The organism is Streptomyces sp. NPDC014676 (genome assembly GCF_043084105.1).
Lineage (GTDB): Bacteria > Actinomycetota > Actinomycetes > Streptomycetales > Streptomycetaceae > Streptomyces.
Genome location: NZ_JBIBZI010000008.1, coordinates 294,156 through 311,889 on the forward strand (window position 1 = coordinate 294,156; position 17,734 = coordinate 311,889).

Here is a 17,734-nt window from a genome sequence, read left to right on the forward strand (position 1 = left end):
TTCGGTCATGACGCGCGAAAAGGCGGAAAAGAGTGACCAGGGCCCGCCCCTGGACGAGCGGATCACCGGTGCCCTCGTCGGAGCGGCCGTCGGCGACGCCCTCGGCGGGCCGGTCGAGGGGTACTCCCCCGAACAGATCGTCGAGCGCCACGGCGGGCGCGTGCACGGCGTCGTCGGCCCGTGGAACGGCGACGCGTGGCGCACCGCCCGCCCCATCGCGCCGTACCACAAGGGCGACGGCCACGTCACCGACGACACCCTGATGACGCACGCGCTGATCCGGGTGTACGCGACGGTCCGCGACCACCTGGACGCCTACGCCGTCGCCGACCACCTGGTCCCGGACCTGATGACGAACCCGCGCTGGATCCCGGAGCTGGAGGCGGAGGCGCTCCCGCTGCAGCGGATCTTCCTCGCCGAGAAGTGGCTCGTGGCCCGCCTGCACTACGGCCACGTCGACCCGCGCGAGGCCGGCACCGGCAACATCGTCAACTGCGGTGCCGCGATGTACATGGCCCCGGTCGGCCTGGTCAACGCCGCCCACCCGGCCGCCGCCTACGCCGAGGCGCTGGATGTCGCGGGCGCGCACCAGTCGTCGTACGGCAGGGAGGCGGCCGGTGTCTTCGCGGCGGCCGTGGCGGCGGCGTGCGCGCCGGGCGCGACGGCGGACTCGGTGGTCGCCGCGTGTCTGTCGTCGGCGAAGGACGGCACGCGGGCGGCGATCGAGAAGGTCTGCGACGTCGCCTCGCGGTACACGGACTTCGAGTCGGCGCTGGGTCCGCTGCGGGAGGCGGTGGCGCCGTACGACACGGTCGGCCCCGACTACCGCTCCCCCTCCCTGGGCGCCCGCCGCCCGTCGCGGCTGCACGCCGTCGAGGAGCTCCCGGTGGCACTCGGCATGCTGGTGGTGGCCGGCGGCGACTTCCACCACGCGGTCCTCGGCGCGGTGAACTACGGCCGCGACTGCGACTCCATCGCCACGATGGCCGGCGCGGTGGCCGGCGCGCTCGGCTCACCGGTTCCCGAGGGCTGGGCCAAGACGGTGGCGGAGGCCAGCCGCCTCGACCTGTGGGAACCGGCGGCCACCCTCACCGCCGTGACGCGCGAGATCTTCGTACGCGACGTCCAGCGCCGCCGTGCCCACGAGCGGGCGTTCGCGGACCTGGGAGGCCCCGGATGCTCCGACTGACCTGGGTCCAGCCGGAGGACCTGATCGGCCACGAGCTGCGCCAGGCGTCCCAGGACGGCCGCGAACCCTCCGCCGTCGCCGCCCGCTGGCACGCGGCGGGCGGCCCCGAGGCCCCGGCCCACGCGGGTGCGTCCCCCAGACCGGCCTCCCCCTACCTCCGTCTCCTGGCCACCGACCTCCTGGACGAACTCGCCGATCTTCCCAGCGTCTTGGCGGACGACGAACCGACCGACCTGACCAGAATCAAGTCCCTGTGCCCCGACTGGCCGCTGGGGCGTTCCCGCGGGCAGTCGTGCCTCCCCCAGTGCCTTAAGGGCCTGGGAGGTACCCCCAGGGGCGACGGGGGTCCCCCCGCTCATGGGGGTCCCCCCGCTCATGGGGGTCCCCCCGCTCGAGCGAAGCCGAGAGTGGGGGAGGAGCCGAGAGCGGGGGAGGAGCCGAGAGCGGGGGAGGGCGGGCGATGGGGGCACCTCCCAGGTCGTTCAGGCACTGGGGGAGGCACCCCGCAAACGCCGGGCCGCGCGACCACCCCCCGATCAGCACACCCCGCGCACCTGGAAGCCGCCTGGCTCGGCAGAGCAGCCGGCTGCCTCCTGGGCAAACCGGTGGAGAAACTCCCCCTCACCGGCATCCGCCAACTCGCCCGAGCCACCGGCAACTGGCCCCTGACCACCTACTTCACCGCCCACGGCGTCCCCGAGGACCTCCTGACCAGGTACCCCTGGAACCGCCGCTCCGCGACGACCTCCCTCGCCGAGAACATCGACGGCATGCCCGAGGACGACGACCTCAACTACCCCCTCCTGAACCTCCTCGTCCTCCAACGCCACGGCCGCGCCTTCACCCCCACCGACGTGGCCCGCGTCTGGCTGGACGAACTCCCCGCCGGCCGCACCTTCACCGCCGAACGCGTCGCCTACCGCAACCTCCTCAGCGGCCTGGAACCGCCACTGACCGCCCGCCACCACAACCCCTTCCGCGAGTGGATCGGCGCCCTGATCCGCGCCGACGTGCACGGCTGGACCAACCCCGGCGACCCGGCCGCCGCCGCCGAGCAGGCCCACCGCGACGCCACCCTCACCCACACCGCCAACGGCGTCTACGCGGCGATGTTCACGGCGGCCGTCATCGCCACCGCCGCCACCGGAGACCACGACGTCCACGCCTGTCTGCGCGCCGGCCTCACCGTCGTCCCGCCCCGCTCCCGCCTCGCCCGGGCCGTCCACCAGGCCATTCGGCTCGCGCACGAACACACCGACTTCGACACCGTCGTCGATCTCCTGCACGGCGCCTACGCCGCCACCCACCACTGGGTGCACGCCGTCCCCAACACCGCCCTGATCGCCGCCGCCCTCACCCACGCCGACGGCGACTTCACCGGCTCGATCTGCCGCGCGGTGTCCGGCGGCTGGGACACCGACTCCAACGGCGCGACGGCCGGCAGCATCGCCGCTCTTCTCGCCGGTTCGCGCCGCGCCCTCCCCGAACGCTGGACGGCCCCGCTGAAGAACCGCCTGGCCACCTCCGTCGGCGACTTCCACGGCACCGGCTTCGACACCCTGGCCCGTCTGACCCACTTGGAGGCCACCCGCCCATGACGCCGTACGACGACCCCGCCCCCGCCCCGACCGGCCCCCCGCTGACCGGACTGCGCGTCCTGGACCTCGCCACCCTCTTCGCCGGCCCCCTCGCCGCGACCCTGCTCGGCGACTTCGGCGCGGAGGTCGTCAAGGTCGAGCACCCGAGGAAACCGGACCCCTCCCGCGGCCACGGCCCGTCGAAGAACGGCATCGGCCTGTGGTGGAAGATGCTCGGCCGCAACAAGCGCACCATCACCCTCGACCTGTCCACGCGCGGCGGACAGGCCACCCTGCTGCGCCTCGCCGGGACCGCCGACGTGATCATCGAGAACTTCCGCCCCGGCACCCTGGAGAAGTGGGACCTGGGCTGGCCCGAGCTGTCCGCCGTCAACCCCCGGCTGATCCTGGTCCGGGTCACCGGCTTCGGCCAGTTCGGCCCGTACGCGCACCGTCCCGGCTTCGGCACCCTCGCCGAGGCGATGAGTGGCTTCGCCGCGATCACCGGCGAACCGGACGCACCGCCCACCCTCCCCCCGTTCGGCCTGGCGGACTCCATCGCGGGCCTGACCACGGCGTACGCCGTCATGACCGCGCTCGCCGGCCGGGACCGCACGGGAGAGGGCCAGGTCGTCGACATGGCGCTGATCGAGCCGATCCTCACCGCGCTCGGCCCCCAGCCCACCTGGTACGACCAGCTCGGCCACGTCCAGCCCCGTACCGGCAACCGCTCCCAGAACAACGCCCCGCGCGGCACCTACCGCACCGCCGACGGCACCTGGGTCGCCGTCTCCACCTCGGCCCAGTCGATCGCCGAGCGCGTGATGGTGCTGGTGGGCCGGCCTGACCTGATCGACGAGCCCTGGTTCGCCACCGGCGAGGACCGGGCCCGGCACGCGGACGTGCTGGACGAGGCGGTCGGCGGCTGGATCGCCCGGCACACCCGCACCGACGTGCTGGCGGCCTTCGAGAAGGCGGAGGCGGCCGTCGCCCCCATCCAGGACGTACGGGACGTCATGGCGGACCCGCAGTACCAGGCCCTGGACACGATCACCACGGTCGACGATCCGGAGCTGGGCCCGCTGCGCATGCAGAACGTCCTCTTCCGGCTCTCCGGCACCCCGGGCGCGATCCGCTGGGCGGGCCGCCCGCACGGCGCGGACACCGAGGAGGTCCTGACCGGGCTGGGCCTCACGCTCGACGACCTCGCGGAGCTCCGCGCGGAGGGCGCCCTGTGACGGGCTTCCCGCTGACCTGGCTGTACGCCCCCGGCGACCGTCCTCCCGTGGTGGCGAAGGCGCTCACCTCCGGCGCCGACGTGGTGGTGGTCGACCTGGAGGACGCGGTCGCCCCCGACCGCAAGGCCTACGCCCGCTCCGCCACCGCCGAGCTGCTGCGCGACCCCCAGCCGGTCCCGGTCCATGTCCGCGTCAACGCCCTGTCCGGCCCCTGGGGCCGCGCCGACCTCGCGGCCGTCGCGCACGCCCCCGGCCTGTCCGGTCTGCGCCTGCCCAAGGTGTCGTCCCCGTCCGACGTCGTACGCGTCGCCCGGCGCACCGTGTCCGCCCACGGCGGCGCACTGCCCCTGTACGCCCTCCTGGAGACGGCCCTCGGCGTCGAACGCGCCCATGCCGTGGCCACCGCCCACCCGTCCCTGCGCGGTATCGCCATCGGTGAGGCGGACCTACGGGCCGACCTGGGCGTACGCGACGACGCGGGCCTCGACTGGTCCCGCTCCCGGGTGGTCGTCGCCGCGCGTGCGGCGGGCCTCGCCCCGCCCACCCAGTCCGTCCACCCCGACATCCGCGACCTGGACGGCCTGGCCGCCTCCTGCGCCCACGGCCGCGCCCTGGGCTTCCTGGGCCGCGCCGCCATCCACCCCCGCCAACTCCCGGTCATCGAGCGCGCCTACCTCCCCACGGAGGAGGAGATCGAACAGGCGGAAACGGTCGTCAAGGCAGCGGCCATGACCCAGGGCGCCCAGGCCCTCCCCGACGGCACCTTCATCGACACAGCGGTGGTACTCGCAGCCCAGAGAACCCTGTCCCTGGCCCACAGAACCTGACCGATTCCGCGCGGGCAGTCCGTGCCGCCCACCGCGGACAACCCTGCCACCCACCGCGGGCAGTCGTGCCTCCCCCAGTGCCTCAAGGGCCTGGGAGGTACCCCCAGGGCGGCACGGGTGGGCTGGGGGTACCCCCTCCGGAGGAGGCACCCCGTAGGCGCCGGGCTGCGCGAACCACCCCCGCCCCACACACGCCGAGGGCGCCCGGAAAACCCCGGACGCCCTCAGTGTCGTACAGCAGACCGTCAGCTCTTCTTCGCCGATCCGGCCCCGTCCTTGGACGTCTCGGCCTCCGAGGACTCCTCCTTCTCGGAAGGAGCACCCTCCTCGTCCTTCTCCACAGCCTCACCCTCATCGGAATCGGCCTCGGAACCGGAGGCGCCCTCACCGCCGGAGACTCCCGGCTCCACCACGTCCTCCCGCCCCGGCCGCTTCCGCGCCGACAGCACGATGTACAGCACCGCCAGCAGGAACACCAGGAGCGCCGTCCAGTTGTTCAGCCGCAGGCCGAGGATGTGGTGCGCCTCGTCGACACGCATGTACTCGATCCAGAACCGCCCCACGCAGTACCCGGCGACGTACAGCGCGAACGCCCGCCCGTGCCCGAGCTTGAACCGCCGGTCCGCCCAGATCACCAGCAGCGCCACACCGACGCACCACAGGGACTCGTACAGGAACGTCGGGTGGTACGTCCCCGGGTCCCGTCCGTCGGCGGACGAGGTGATCTCCACGGCCCACGGCACATCGGTGGGCCGCCCGTACAGCTCCTGGTTGAACCAGTTGCCCCAGCGTCCGATCGCCTGGGCGAAGGCGATGCCCGGCGCGATGGCGTCGGCGTAGGCGGGCAGCGGGATGCCACGGCGCCGGCAGCCGATCCAGGCGCCCAGCGCACCGAGGGCGATCGCGCCCCAGATGCCGAGGCCGCCCTCCCAGATCTTGAAGGCGTCCACCCAGTCACGGCCCTCGCTGAAATACAGCTGGTAGTCCGTGATCACGTGGTAGAGCCGGCCGCCGATCAGGCCGAAGGGCACGGCCCAGACAGCGATGTCGGCCACCGTGCCGGCCCGCCCGCCCCGGGCGATCCAACGCTTGTTGCCGAGCCAGACGGCAACGAAGACGCCGATGATGATGCAGAACGCGTAGCCGCGCAGCGGAACGGGGCCGAGGTACAGCACCCCGCTCGACGGGCTGGGAATGTAGGCAAGTTCCATGGCAGGGTCGACGCTACCGTGCCGGACCGGCCGCACGGCAGGCAGCCCGGCTACGGCTCCATAACAGGACCGTCGGATCGTCGGTCCGGGGCGTCACTGTCCCTTGTTGGCCTCCTCGACCATCCGCTTGAACTTCTCGGGGGTCATCGAGCGGTCCTGGTTGATGTTCCTGCCCTCGTACAGCACCGTCGGCGTGCCGCTGAAGCCGCCCTTCTGGAACGCCTCGTGGGACTTGGCGACCCAGCTGTTGTGCGTGCCGTCCTCGACGCAGGCGCGGAAGGCGGGGGTGTCGAGTCCGTCGACCTTGCCGGCCAGCTCGATCAGCTTGCCGTTGTCGGCGAAGGCGTCGTCGCTCTCCGGCGGCTGGTTCTCGAACAGCACGTCGTGGTACGCGGCGAACTTCCCGGCGTCCTGGGCGCAGGCGGCGGCGTTGGCCGCGTCGCGGGAGCCGGCGCCGCCCAGGCCGTTGTCGATCAGTGTGACCAGGTGGTACTCCACCTTCAGCTGACCGGATCCGGTCAGCTCGTGGATGGTGGGGCTGTAGTTCTGCTCGAAGACCTTGCAGGCCGGGCAGCGGAAGTCCTCCCACACGGTGAGGGTGGCCTTGGCGCTCTCCTTGCCGACCGGGATGGCGAGGCCGTCCTTGCCCAGGGCACCGGAGGGCGCCACGACGGGGCCGGACGCCTCGCTCTCGTCGTCCCCGCCCGAATTGGCGGCGATGACACCGATCACCGCCGCGAGCCCCAGGACACAGAGCACGCTCGCGCCCACGATCAGGGCACGGCGTCGCTTCTCCGTCTTCTTCCGCTTCTCTCGCTCGTCCGCCATCCGCTCCCGGGCGGTGCGCTTTCCCTCACGGTTCTTCTCGCTCACACCCGCAGAACGAACCGGGGAGGCGCACAGCGCCTCCCCGGTCCCAGGACCACTCGTACGAGGGACCCGTACGACTATCCGCGGATCCCCCTGCCGTTCACGCCTGCCGGCGTACGCCCTCGGCCAGGTCACCGGCGAGTGCGCGGACGGCCTCGACGCCGGCGGCGGCGTCGGGGGCGTCCAGCATCCGCTTGACGAAGGCCGAGCCGACGATCACGCCGTCGGCGAAGCGGGCGACCTCGGCGGCCTGGGCGGGGTTGGAGACGCCGAGTCCGACGCAGACCGGGAGGTCGGTGGTGGCGCGGGTGCGCCGCACCAGGTCCTCGGCCTGCGCGCCGACCGACTCACGGGTGCCGGTGACGCCCATCAGGGAGGCGGCGTAGACGAAGCCGCTGCCGGCCGCGGTGATCTCGGCGAGCCGCTCGTCCTTGCTGCTGGGCGCGACCACGAAGACCGTGGCGAGCCCGTGCTTCTCCGCGTGCTCCCGCCACAGCGCCGACTCCTGGACGGGCAGGTCGGGCAGGATGCACCCGGCGCCGCCCGCCTCGGCCAGCTCGGCGGTGAACCGCTCCACGCCGTAGCGGTCGATGGGGTTCCAGTAGGTCATGACGAGGATCGGTTTGCCGGTGGCCGCGTGGGCCTCGCGGACCGTGCGCATCACGTCGGCGATCCTCACGCCGCCGCGCAGGGCGATGTCGTCGGCGGTCTGGATGACCGGGCCGTCGAGGACGGGGTCGCTGTGCGGCAGACCCACCTCCACGACGTCGGCGCCGCCGTCCAGGGCGGCCTTGACGGCCTCGATGCCGCCGTCCACGGTGGGGAACCCGGCCGGGAGGTAGGCGATGAGGGCGGAGCGGCCCTCGGCCTTCGCCGCGGCGAGGGTGTCGTTCAGCAGCCGCACGTTCCCGCTCACTTGGCGTCCCCCTCGATCTCGGCGGTGCCGGCCTCGTCGGCGGCGACCTCGGCGTCGGTGTCGTACAGCCCGAAGTAGCGGGCGGCGGTGTCCATGTCCTTGTCGCCGCGGCCCGACAGGTTGACGACGATCAGCGCGTCCTCGCCCAGCTCCCTGCCGACCTCCAGGGCGCCGGCGAGGGCGTGGGCGCTCTCGATGGCCGGGATGATGCCCTCGGTGCGCGACAGCAGGCGCAGGGCCTGCATGGCGGCGTCGTCGGTGACCGCGCGGTACTCGCCGCGGCCGCTGTCCTTGAGGTAGGAGTGCTCGGGCCCGATGCCCGGGTAGTCCAGGCCGGCCGAGATCGAGTACGGCTCGGTGATCTGGCCCTCGTCGTCCTGGAGGACGTAGGACCGGGAGCCGTGCAGGATGCCGGGCTCGCCCGCGGTGAGGGTGGCCGCGTGCTCGCCGCTGTCGATGCCGTGTCCGGCGGGCTCGCAGCCGATGAGACGTACGCCGGTGTCCGGGATGAAGGCGTGGAAGAGGCCGATGGCGTTGGAGCCGCCGCCGACGCAGGCGATCGCGGCGTCGGGCAGGCGTCCGGCGCGTTCCAGGAGCTGGCGGCGGGCCTCGACGCCGATGACGCGGTGGAAGTCGCGGACCATCGCCGGGAAGGGGTGCGGTCCCGCGACGGTGCCGAAGAGGTAGTGGGTGCGGTCGACGTTGGCGACCCAGTCGCGGAACGCCTCGTTGATGGCGTCCTTCAGGGTGCGGCTGCCGGACTTCACGGCGATGACCTCGGCGCCGAGCATCCGCATCCGGGCCACGTTGAGGGCCTGGCGCTGGGTGTCGATCTCGCCCATGTAGATCGTGCAGTCGAGGCCGAAGAGGGCGCAGGCGGTGGCGGTGGCCACGCCGTGCTGGCCGGCGCCGGTCTCGGCGATGACGCGGGTCTTGCCCATGCGCTTGGTGAGGAGGGCCTGGCCGAGCACGTTGTTGATCTTGTGGGAGCCGGTGTGGTTCAGGTCCTCGCGCTTGAGGAAGATCCGGGCTCCGCCGGCGTGTTCGGCGAAGCGGGGGACCTCGGTGAGCGCGCTCGGGCGGCCGGTGTAGTGGGCCAGGAGGTCGTCGAGTTCACGGGCGAACTCGGGGTCGTGCTTGGCCTTGTCGTACTCGACGGCGACCTCGTCGACCGCGGCGACGAGGGCCTCGGGGATGAACTTGCCGCCGAAGGCGCCGAAGTAGCCTTCGGGGCTCGGGGTCCGGCCCTCCGGGTCGGGGATGAAGAAGGTGCTGGGCATGCGTGTACCTCACGGTGAGTGTGTGTCGGGCACGTTTCGCCGTGGGGCGGGGGTTGTCGGCCGGCTTCAGGCCGTGTGTGGCTGGTCGCGCTCACGCGACGAAAGTCGCATGTTCGGCACAGTCCCGCGCCCCTAGGTCGGCTGGTGCCATCGCATGCCGTTGACCTGCCCGGGTTCGTCGCCGATGACGTACCGCACCCGGCGGCCGTGCACCCTGCGCGCGGGAGCGCGGCAGCCCCGGGGCCGACAGCCGCGCGCGAGGCGGGCGTACGGGTCCCGTGGGGTCGGAGGGAGTGCGGGTGTCATCGGGGGCAGCCTACCGGGGTGTCAGCCCCGCCCGTGCCGCAGTGCGGGGTGTTCGCCCGCCGCCACCAGGTCGGAGACGGCCGTCCTCGGGTCCTTGCCGGTGACCAGGGACTCGCCCACCAGGACGGCGTCGGCGCCGGCGTTGGCGTAGGCGATGAGGTCGTGCGGGCCGCGGACGCCGGACTCGGCGACCTTGACGATGTGCGCGGGGATCTCCGGGGCGACCCGCTCGAACGTGCCGCGGTCGACCTTCAGCGTCTTCAGGTTGCGCGCGTTGACGCCGATGACCTTGGCGCCCGCGTCGACCGCGCGCTCGACCTCGTCCTCGTCGTGCACCTCGACGAGCGGGGTGAGACCGATGGACTGGGCGCGCTCGATCAGCGACTCCAGGGCCGGCTGGTCGAGGGCCGCGACGATCAGCAGGGCGAGGTCGGCGCCGTACGCGCGGGCCTCCCAGAGCTGGTACGACGTGACGATGAAGTCCTTGCGCAGGACGGGGACGTCCACGCGCGCGCGGACGGCCTCCAGGTCGGCCAGCGAGCCGCCGAAGCGGCGCTGTTCGGTGAGGACGGAGATGACGGCGGCGCCGCCCGCCTCGTAGTCGGCGGCGAGTCCCGCCGGGTCGGCGATCGCGGCCAGCGCGCCCTTGGACGGGCTGGAGCGCTTGACCTCGCAGATCACCTTGACGCCGTCACCGCGCAGGGCGGCCACGCCGTCCTTGGCCGCGGGAGCCTTCGCCGCACGCTCCTTGAGCTCGTCGAGGCTGACGCGCGCCTGCCGCTCCGCGAGGTCGGCACGGACTCCGTCGATGATCTCGTCGAGCACACTCACGCGAGCGGCCCCCTTCCCTACGGTCGGTCTTCACTGGTCACTGCGATGGTATCCGCAGCGGGGCGGATGCCCCGCATCCAGGTTGACGCCCCTCTCCCTACCTGGACTTTCGCTGGTCGATCAAGGATGCAGCCAGCCACCGAACGGCAGGTTCCGGACAATCGCGAACACCAGGAGCAGTGCTCCCAGGGACCACAGGAGCACCGGCGGCGGATCGATCCGCGGCGGCGGCCCGCCGCGCGCCGCGCGGACCACCCAGACGGTCCACAGCACGGCGCAGACGGCGTAGCCGAGGACGGCGGGCGCGTTGGCCTGGAGGGCGGCCGGGAGGTCGCCGTGGACGACGGCGTGCGCGCTGCGCAGCCCGCCGCAGCCGGGGCAGTACAGGCCGGTGAGGCGCAGCAGCGGGCAGGCGGGGTAGTGGCCGGGCTCGTTGGGGTCCACGGCCCCGACGTAGGCGAAGGCCCCGGCGACGGCGGCGAGCAGCCCCGCGGGGACGGCCAGTCGGGCCGCTCTGCCGGGAGGCGCTCCGGGGGTGGGAGCGTTCACGCTGTGCATTGTGCCCCGGACACGGCTCAGGGGCGGTTCCGGCGTCGTGCCGGGCCCGCCCCCGTGCGGAGTGCTCCGCCGTGCTCAGCCCTGGGCGCGGGCCGGCGCGCGGTCGCCGGTGACCTGGTGCACGGGGTGGTTGCTCTTCGGCTGGCCCATGCCCATCGAGCGCATGACGGCGCCGACGACACCGCCGAGGAGTACGACGCCCATGCTCGCCCAGAAGCCCACGGGCTGGTCCATCACCATGAACGCGCCACCGGCGCAGAAGCCGATGAAGGCGATGATGACACCGGTCCAGGCGGCCGGGGTGTGACCGTGGCTGCTGCCCGCCATTGCTTGCTCCTCGTTGCTGTGTACCTGTCTGAGCAGACGCTCGCCCTCATTGTCCCGCACGCACGCGCCGAGGGTGAGCGGGGGTACCGCGCCGAACCGCGGGCAGTCGTGCCGCAGGGTGGCAGGACTGCCCGCGGCTACAGGGGTGGGCGTCGGCCCGGCGGGTGGCTGTCCGTGGTCAGGGGGCGTGTTACGCGCTGGTCGGGTCCTCGCCCCTGTCCAGGGCCTTCCAGAGGTCCTCCGGGCGGTCGGGGTCGACGGAGGCGGGCTTGCGGCGTGGGCGGGGGGTGCCGCCCCGTTCGTAGCGGCCGGACATGGCCGGCCAGAGACGGCCGTAGCGCAGGGCGAGCAGGCCGGCCAGCAGCAGCAGGACACCGCCCACGGCGGCCACGTACGGCCACGCCGTGTGGCTCAGGGCCTCCACGGTCGCGGACGTGTCACCCGACGCCTGAGCCGCCTTCTCGTCGAGCGCCCCGCTGTCCGACGCCCCGAACAGTGCGGCCGCCACCGTGCCCGCCCCCGACAGCGCCAGCAGCGCCGCGACGGCGAGGCGGCCGGCCCGGCGCACGGCGAACACCGCGACCAGCGCCGCCAGTCCCACGACGGCCAGGGCGGCGGGCACGCCCGTCACGTCGCTGCCCTTCGCGGTGAGCGGGAACGCGCCGCCGGCCACCGTGGCGGTGCCCTCCGACCACTGCTGCCGGGTGGCGAGCAGGGCCACGGCCGCGCCCAGGGCACCGCTCAGCAGGGCGACGGCGAGGCTGAGGCGGCCACCGCGGGCGGAGCCGGCGGCCTCGGAACGGGGGGTAGGTACAGCAGTCACGCCCTCCACTATCGCCTGAACCCCGGATGAACCGACACCCGGGGTTCGCCTCGGACGCCTCTCAGGCCGTTCCCAGCCGGTTCGCGGTGTGCACCGCGCGCAGCACCGCCGCCGCCTTGTTGCGGCACTCGGTGTCCTCCGCGACCGGGTCGGAGTCGGCCACGATCCCCGCTCCGGCCTGCACGTACGCGGTGCCGTCCCGCAGCAGGGCGGTACGGATCGCGATCGCGGTGTCGGAGTCGCCGGCGAAGTCGAGGTAGCCGACGCAGCCGCCGTACAGCCCGCGCCGGGACGGTTCGAGTTCGTCGATGATCTGCAGCGCGCGGGGCTTGGGCGCCCCGGAGAGCGTGCCGGCCGGGAAGCAGGCGGTGAGCACGTCGAACGCGGTGCGGCCGGCGCCGACCCGGCCGGTGACCGTCGAGACGATGTGCATGACGTGCGAGTACCGCTCGACGGACATGAAGTCGACGACCTCGACGGAGCCGGGTTCGCAGACCCGTCCGAGGTCGTTGCGGCCCAGGTCGACGAGCATGAGGTGCTCGGCGCGTTCCTTGGGGTCGGCGAGGAGTTCGTCGGCGAGGGCCTGGTCCTCCTGCGGGGTGGCGCCACGGTGCCGGGTGCCGGCGATGGGGTGGACCATGGCGTGCCCGTCCTCGACCTTCACCAGCGCCTCGGGGGACGAGCCGACCACGTCGAAGCCGTCGAAACGGAACAGGTACATGTACGGGGACGGGTTGGTGGCCCGCAGTACCCGGTAGACGTCGAGGGCGCTCGCCGTGCACGGCGTCTCGAACCGCTGGGAGGGGACGACCTGGAAGGCCTCCCCCGCGCGGATGCGTTCCTTGATGTCCTCCACGGCCTGCCGGAAGTCGGGGCCGCCCCACCGCGCGGTGTACTCGGGCAGTTCGGAGGGCGGCAGCACGGCGGGCGGCTGGGCGACCGCGCGGGTGAGGTCGGCCTCCATGGTGTCGAGCCGGGCCACGGCGTCGGCGTACGCCTCGTCGACGCCGGTCTCCAGGTCGTTGTGGTTGATCGCGTTGGCGATCAGCCAGACGGCGCCCTCCCAGTGGTCCATGACGGCGAGGTCGCTGGTGAGCAGCATGGTCAGCTCGGGCAGCCTCAGGTCGTCCCGCTCGCCGGGGCCGACCTTCTCCAGGCGGCGCACGATGTCGTAGCCGAGGTAGCCGACCAGGCCGCCGGTGAAGGGCGGCAGGCCCAGGTCGTGGGCGAGGTCGCGCGGGGTGTGCAGGGTCCGGAGGGTCGTGCGCAGCGCGGCGAGCGGGTCGCCGTCCACGGGGACGCCGACGGGCGGGGTGCCCTCCCAGTGCGCCTGTCCGGCGCGCTCGGTGAGGGTGGCGGCGCTGCGGACGCCGACGAAGGAGTAGCGGGACCAGGAGCGGCCGTTCTCGGCGGACTCCAGCAGGAAGGTGCCGGTGCGCTCGGCGGCGAGTTTGCGGTAGAGCGCGACCGGGGTGTCGCCGTCGGCGAGGAGCTTGCGGGTGACCGGGATGACCCGGCGGTCGGTGGCGAGCTTGCGGAACGTCTCGAGGTCCATGGCGGCAGACCTTACTGATCCGGGGCGGGGGTGTGCGCCGGCAGCACGTCGGCGTCGAAGCAGGTGCGGGCGCCGGTGTGGCAGGCGGCGCCCACCTGGTCGACCTTGACCAGCACGGTGTCGGCGTCGCAGTCCAGGGCGACCGACTTGACCCACTGGAAGTGGCCGGAGGTGTCACCCTTGACCCAGTACTCCTGGCGGCTGCGCGACCAGTAGGTGCAGCGGCCGGTGGTGAGCGTGCGGTGCAGCGCCTCGTCGTCCATCCAGCCCAGCATCAGCACCTCTCCGGTGTCGTACTGCTGGGCGATGGCGGGCAGGAGGCCGTCGGGGCTGCGCTTGAGCCGCGCGGCGATCTCCGGGTCGAGGCGGCTGGGCCGGGACGTGCTGCTGGTCATGCCGACCATTGTGCCGCGCCCCGGTCACCGGGCCTTGACGATGTCCACTGTGCGGACTTCCCGCCCGGCCGTAGGCTGGCATGCATGTCGACCCATGCCAAGCGTGAACGACTTCTCCTGGCCGATCTGCTGGAGACCGCGGGTCCCGAGGCCCCGACCCTGTGCGAGGGCTGGACGGCCCGGGACCTCGCCGCCCACGTGGTGGTGCGCGAGCGCCGGCCCGACGCGGCCGGCGGCATGCTGGTCAAGCAGCTGGCGGCGCGTCTGGAGCGGGTGACGGCGGAGTTCGCCGCCAAGCCGTACGAGGAGCTGATCCAGCTGATCCGGACGGGTCCGCCGCGCTTCTCGCCCTTCTCGCTCAAGCAGGTCGACGAGCTGTCGAACATCGTCGAGTTCTACGTCCACACGGAGGACGTGCGCCGCGCCCAGCCCGACTGGACGCCGCGTGAGCTCGACCCGGTGTTCCAGGACGTCCTGTGGTCGCGTCTGGAGCGCTCCGCACGGTTGATGGGACGCGGGGCGCCGACGGGCCTGGTGATGCGCCGTCCGGACGGCCGGACGGTGGTGGCGCACCGCGGCACTCCGGTGGTCACGGTGACCGGGGAGCCGTCCGAGCTGGTGCTGTTCGCCTACGGCCGGCAGAGCGCCGCCAAGGTCGAGCTGGACGGCGACGAGAACGCGATCGCGAAGCTGCGCGAGACCAAACAGCTCGGCATCTGATCCGCACGAAAGGCACAGCTCGTGATCAAAGTGGCCATGACCAGCGTGTACGTCGACGACGTGGCGAAGGCGCACGCCTTCTACACCGATGTCCTCGGCTTCGAGACCCGCACCCACATGGATCTGGGCGACGGCACGCTGTTCGTCACCGTGGGCGCGAAGGACGGCGCCCAGCGGGACCTGGAGCTGCTGCTGGAGCCGGGGCAGGGCCCTATAGCGGAGCCGTACCGCAGGGCGGTGCGCGAGGCGGGGCTGCCCGCGATCGTGTTCTCCGTGGACGACCTCCGCGCGGAGTTCGAACGGCTCCGCGGGGAGGGTGTCCACTTCGTCCAGGACCCGCAGGAGCGGGGTCCGGTGATCGCCGCCGTCCTGGACGACACGGTCGGCAATCTCGTCCAGCTGGCCCAGCCGACCGGCTGAGCCTCACCGCACCGGGTGACCGGCTCCCCGCAGCGTCTCCTTGACCTGGCCGATGCGCAGGTCGCCGAAGTGGAAGACGGAGGCGGCCAGCACCGCGTCCGCGCCCGCCGCGACCGCCGGCGGGAAGTCGGCGAGCCTGCCGGCGCCGCCGGAGGCGATCACGGGGACGGTGACGTGCTCGCGGACGGCGGCGATCATCTCCAGGTCGTAGCCGTCCTTGGTGCCGTCGGCGTCCATGGAGTTGAGCAGGATCTCGCCCGCGCCCAGTTCGGCGGCGCGGTGCGCCCACTCGACGGCGTCGATGCCGGTGCCGCGACGGCCGCCGTGCGTGGTGACCTCGAAGGAGCCGGAGTCGGTGCGCCGGGCGTCGACCGAGAGGACGAGCACCTGCCGGCCGAAGCGTTCCGCGATCTCGCGGATGAGGTCGGGCCGGGCGATGGCCGCCGTGTTGACGCCCACCTTGTCGGCGCCCGCGCGGAGCAGCCTGTCCACGTCCTCGGTGGTGCGGACGCCGCCGCCCACGGTGAGCGGGATGAACACCTGCTCGGCGGTGCGGCGCACCACGTCGTAGGTCGTCTCGCGGTTGCCCGACGAGGCGGTGATGTCCAGGAACGTCAGCTCGTCGGCGCCCTCGGCGTCGTACACCTTGGCCATCTCGACGGGGTCGCCCGCGTCGCGCAGGTTCTGGAAGTTGACGCCCTTGACGACCCGGCCGTTGTCCACGTCCAGGCAGGGGATGACTCGGACCGCCAGGGTCATGAATCCACGGCTCCTCTGAATGCTTCGAGTTCCACTGAGACCAGGACGCGCGAGTCGACGAAGCCCTCGACCACCAGGAGGGTGGTGACCGGGCGCACCGCGTCGAACAGCTCCTTGTGGGCGCGTCCGGCCGCGTCGACGTCCCGCGCGTGGGCGAGGTGGAGGCGCGTGCGGATCACGGACTCGATGCCGAGCCCGAACGCGCCGATCGCCTCCAGCGCGCTGGTGAAGGCCACCTTGGCCTGTTCGTACGGGTCGCCCTCCCCGTACAGCACATCGCCCCGGAACGCGGTCGTGCCCGCCACCAGGACGCGGTCGCCCGCCGCCACGGCACGTGCAGAGCCGAGGGTCTCCTCCCAGGGATTCGTGCCCTGCACACGCCGTACGGCATCGGACGTCATCGCGACACAGCCTCCAGTGCCTCTTCCAGGGTGAACGCCTTGGCGTACAGGGCCTTCCCGACGATGGCGCCCTCGACACCGAGCGGCACGAGGCCGGCGATGGCGCGCAGGTCGTCCAGGGAGGAGACGCCGCCGGAGGCGACCACGGGGCGGTCGGTGGCGGCGCAGACGTTCTTCAGGAGCTCCAGGTTGGGGCCCTGGAGGGTGCCGTCCTTGGCGATGTCGGTGACGACGTAGCGGGCGCAGCCCTCCTTGTTCAGGCGGTCCAGCGTCTCGTAGAGGTCGCCGCCGTCGCGGGTCCAGCCGCGGCCGCGCAGGGTGGTGCCGCGGACGTCGAGGCCGACGGCGATCCTGTCGCCGTGCTCGGCGATGACCTTGGCGACCCATTCGGGGGTCTCCAGGGCGGCGGTGCCGAGGTTGACGCGGGTGCAGCCGGTGGCGAGGGCGGCGGCGAGGGTGTCGTCGTCGCGGATGCCGCCGGACAGCTCCACCTTGATGTCCATGGCTCCGGCGACCTCGGCGATCAGCGCGCGGTTGTCACCGGTGCCGAACGCGGCGTCCAGGTCGACCAGGTGCAGCCACTCGGCACCCGAGCGCTGCCAGGCGAGGGCGGCCTCCAGGGGGGAGCCGTACGAGGTTTCCGTCCCGGACTCGCCGTGCACGAGGCGGACGGCCTGGCCGTCGCGGACGTCGACGGCGGGGAGGAGTTCGAGCTTGGCCATGTCTCTACAGGGTTCCGATCCAGTTGGTGAGGAGCTGGGCACCGGCGTCGCCGGACTTCTCGGGGTGGAACTGGGTGGCCCACAGGGCGCCGTTCTCCACGGCCGCCACGAAGGGCTTGCCGTGGGTGGACCAGGTGACCAGCGGGGCGCGCATCGCCGGGTTGGCGGTCTGAAGGGTCCAGTCGTGGACGGCGTAGGAGTGCACGAAGTAGAAGCGGGCGTCCGCGTCGAGGCCGGCGAACAGTTCGGAGCCGGCCGGGGCGTCCACGGTGTTCCAGCCCATGTGGGGCACGATGTCGGCCTGGAGCGGCTCGACGGAGCCGGGCCACTCGTCGAGGCCCTCGGACTCCACGCCGTGTTCGATGCCCCGCGCGAAGAGGATCTGCATGCCGACGCAGATGCCCATCACCGGGCGGCCGCCGGAGAGCCTGCGGTCGACGATCCAGTCGCCGCGTGCCTCCTTGAGGCCCTTCATGCAGGCGGCGAAGGCGCCGACGCCGGGCACCAGCAGCCCGTCGGCGTTCATGGCCGCGTCGAAGTCGCGGGTGATCTGGACGTCGGCTCCCGCGCGGGCGAGGGCGCGCTCGGCGGAACGGACGTTGCCGAAGCCGTAGTCGAAGACCACGACCTTCTTGGTGGTGCTCAAGGGTTCACACCTCCAGCCTCAGGAGCCCCGTGCCGAGGCACATCACGGCGCCGATGGAGAGCAGCACGATGAGGCTCGTGGGCATCTTCTGCTTGGCGAAGGAGATGATCCCGCCGACGAAGAACAGGCCGACGACGATCAGGACGGTGGACAGACCGTTCAT

General features: G+C 72.7%; 22 protein-coding genes. 6 read left to right on the forward strand and 16 right to left on the reverse strand.

The window, feature by feature from the left end:
- Positions 1-7: 7 nt before the first annotated feature.
- From ACF1DX_RS23820 to ACF1DX_RS23835, 4 genes are read left to right on the forward strand one after another with little or no spacing between them, the layout of a single operon-like run.
- Positions 8-1,189 (forward strand): ADP-ribosylglycohydrolase family protein, encoded by a 1,182-nt coding sequence (locus ACF1DX_RS23820; RefSeq protein WP_391793141.1) that lies wholly within the window; start codon positions 8-10, stop codon positions 1,187-1,189.
- Positions 1,177-2,787 carry an ADP-ribosylglycohydrolase family protein gene (locus tag ACF1DX_RS23825; protein WP_391793142.1) on the forward strand — a complete coding sequence of 537 codons (1,611 nt, stop codon included), beginning with the start codon at positions 1,177-1,179 and terminating at the stop codon, positions 2,785-2,787. Before ACF1DX_RS23820 ends, ACF1DX_RS23825 begins: the two co-directional genes overlap by 13 nt.
- Positions 2,784-4,004 (forward strand): CaiB/BaiF CoA transferase family protein, encoded by a 1,221-nt coding sequence (locus ACF1DX_RS23830; protein WP_391793143.1) that lies wholly within the window; start codon positions 2,784-2,786, stop codon positions 4,002-4,004. Before ACF1DX_RS23825 ends, ACF1DX_RS23830 begins: the two co-directional genes overlap by 4 nt.
- Positions 4,001-4,831, forward strand: a complete 831-nt coding sequence (locus ACF1DX_RS23835; protein ID WP_391793144.1) for an HpcH/HpaI aldolase/citrate lyase family protein — start codon at positions 4,001-4,003, stop codon at positions 4,829-4,831. Before ACF1DX_RS23830 ends, ACF1DX_RS23835 begins: the two co-directional genes overlap by 4 nt.
- A gap of 245 nt (positions 4,832-5,076) precedes the next feature.
- On the opposite strand, the gene lgt is transcribed toward ACF1DX_RS23835, so the two are convergent.
- The 11 genes from lgt to hisI form a co-directional block, all read right to left on the reverse strand.
- The gene (gene lgt / locus ACF1DX_RS23840) at positions 5,077-6,042 is read right to left on the reverse strand and encodes a prolipoprotein diacylglyceryl transferase (protein WP_391793145.1); all 966 of its coding nucleotides are present in this window, start codon (positions 6,040-6,042) and stop codon (positions 5,077-5,079) included.
- A gap of 93 nt (positions 6,043-6,135) precedes the next feature.
- Positions 6,136-6,915, reverse strand: a complete 780-nt coding sequence (locus tag ACF1DX_RS23845) for a DsbA family protein (RefSeq protein WP_391793146.1) — start codon at positions 6,913-6,915, stop codon at positions 6,136-6,138.
- A 97-nt stretch (positions 6,916-7,012) separates the two neighbouring features.
- On the reverse strand, positions 7,013-7,828 hold the full coding sequence (gene trpA, locus ACF1DX_RS23850; protein WP_391793147.1) for a tryptophan synthase subunit alpha: 816 nt from the start codon (positions 7,826-7,828) through the stop codon (positions 7,013-7,015).
- Positions 7,825-9,108 (reverse strand): tryptophan synthase subunit beta, encoded by a 1,284-nt coding sequence (gene trpB, locus ACF1DX_RS23855; RefSeq protein WP_391793148.1) that lies wholly within the window; start codon positions 9,106-9,108, stop codon positions 7,825-7,827. The genes trpA and trpB overlap by 4 nt, the downstream gene beginning before the upstream one ends.
- Before the next feature lie 132 nt (positions 9,109-9,240).
- Positions 9,241-9,414 (reverse strand): tryptophan biosynthesis modulator TrpM, encoded by a 174-nt coding sequence (gene trpM / locus ACF1DX_RS23860; protein WP_391793149.1) that lies wholly within the window; start codon positions 9,412-9,414, stop codon positions 9,241-9,243.
- Between the two features lie 21 nt (positions 9,415-9,435).
- Positions 9,436-10,245 carry an indole-3-glycerol phosphate synthase TrpC gene (gene trpC, locus ACF1DX_RS23865; RefSeq protein WP_391793150.1) on the reverse strand — a complete coding sequence of 270 codons (810 nt, stop codon included), beginning with the start codon at positions 10,243-10,245 and terminating at the stop codon, positions 9,436-9,438.
- 120 nt (positions 10,246-10,365) lie between these two features.
- A complete protein-coding gene (locus tag ACF1DX_RS23870) occupies positions 10,366-10,803 on the reverse strand; it encodes a DUF2752 domain-containing protein (protein WP_391793151.1) in 438 nt (145 codons plus the stop codon).
- A gap of 75 nt (positions 10,804-10,878) precedes the next feature.
- Positions 10,879-11,130 (reverse strand): HGxxPAAW family protein, encoded by a 252-nt coding sequence (locus tag ACF1DX_RS23875; protein ID WP_085573147.1) that lies wholly within the window; start codon positions 11,128-11,130, stop codon positions 10,879-10,881.
- 190 nt (positions 11,131-11,320) lie between these two features.
- On the reverse strand, positions 11,321-11,962 hold the full coding sequence (locus ACF1DX_RS23880; protein WP_391793152.1) for a TIGR02234 family membrane protein: 642 nt from the start codon (positions 11,960-11,962) through the stop codon (positions 11,321-11,323).
- Between the two features lie 52 nt (positions 11,963-12,014).
- Positions 12,015-13,508, reverse strand: coding sequence for an anthranilate synthase component I (locus tag ACF1DX_RS23885; protein ID WP_391793153.1), 1,494 nt, complete (start codon positions 13,506-13,508; stop codon positions 12,015-12,017).
- A gap of 11 nt (positions 13,509-13,519) precedes the next feature.
- Entirely contained in the window at positions 13,520-13,912 is a 393-nt protein-coding gene (gene hisI / locus ACF1DX_RS23890; RefSeq protein WP_037872216.1) for a phosphoribosyl-AMP cyclohydrolase, read from the reverse strand.
- Positions 13,913-13,987: 75 nt separating this feature from the next.
- On the opposite strand from hisI, the gene ACF1DX_RS23895 reads away from it, so the two are divergent.
- Positions 13,988-14,623, forward strand: a complete 636-nt coding sequence (locus ACF1DX_RS23895; RefSeq protein WP_391793154.1) for a TIGR03085 family metal-binding protein — start codon at positions 13,988-13,990, stop codon at positions 14,621-14,623.
- A 21-nt stretch (positions 14,624-14,644) separates the two neighbouring features.
- Complete coding sequence (locus ACF1DX_RS23900) at positions 14,645-15,043, forward strand: VOC family protein (RefSeq protein ID WP_391793155.1); 399 nt, start codon at positions 14,645-14,647, stop codon at positions 15,041-15,043.
- Positions 15,044-15,046: 3 nt separating this feature from the next.
- On the opposite strand, the gene hisF is transcribed toward ACF1DX_RS23900, so the two are convergent.
- The 5 genes from hisF to ACF1DX_RS23925 are packed head-to-tail and all read right to left on the reverse strand — an operon-like array spanning position 15,047 to position 17,734.
- A complete protein-coding gene (gene hisF / locus ACF1DX_RS23905; protein ID WP_391793156.1) occupies positions 15,047-15,802 on the reverse strand; it encodes an imidazole glycerol phosphate synthase subunit HisF in 756 nt (251 codons plus the stop codon).
- Complete coding sequence (locus ACF1DX_RS23910; RefSeq protein WP_391793157.1) at positions 15,799-16,203, reverse strand: Rid family hydrolase; 405 nt, start codon at positions 16,201-16,203, stop codon at positions 15,799-15,801. The genes hisF and ACF1DX_RS23910 overlap by 4 nt, the downstream gene beginning before the upstream one ends.
- Entirely contained in the window at positions 16,200-16,925 is a 726-nt protein-coding gene (gene priA, locus ACF1DX_RS23915) for a bifunctional 1-(5-phosphoribosyl)-5-((5-phosphoribosylamino)methylideneamino)imidazole-4-carboxamide isomerase/phosphoribosylanthranilate isomerase PriA (protein WP_391793158.1), read from the reverse strand. Before priA ends, ACF1DX_RS23910 begins: the two co-directional genes overlap by 4 nt.
- 4 nt (positions 16,926-16,929) lie before the next feature.
- Entirely contained in the window at positions 16,930-17,571 is a 642-nt protein-coding gene (hisH, locus tag ACF1DX_RS23920; protein WP_391793159.1) for an imidazole glycerol phosphate synthase subunit HisH, read from the reverse strand.
- A gap of 4 nt (positions 17,572-17,575) precedes the next feature.
- Positions 17,576-17,734 (reverse strand): hypothetical protein, encoded by a 159-nt coding sequence (locus ACF1DX_RS23925; protein WP_391793160.1) that lies wholly within the window; start codon positions 17,732-17,734, stop codon positions 17,576-17,578.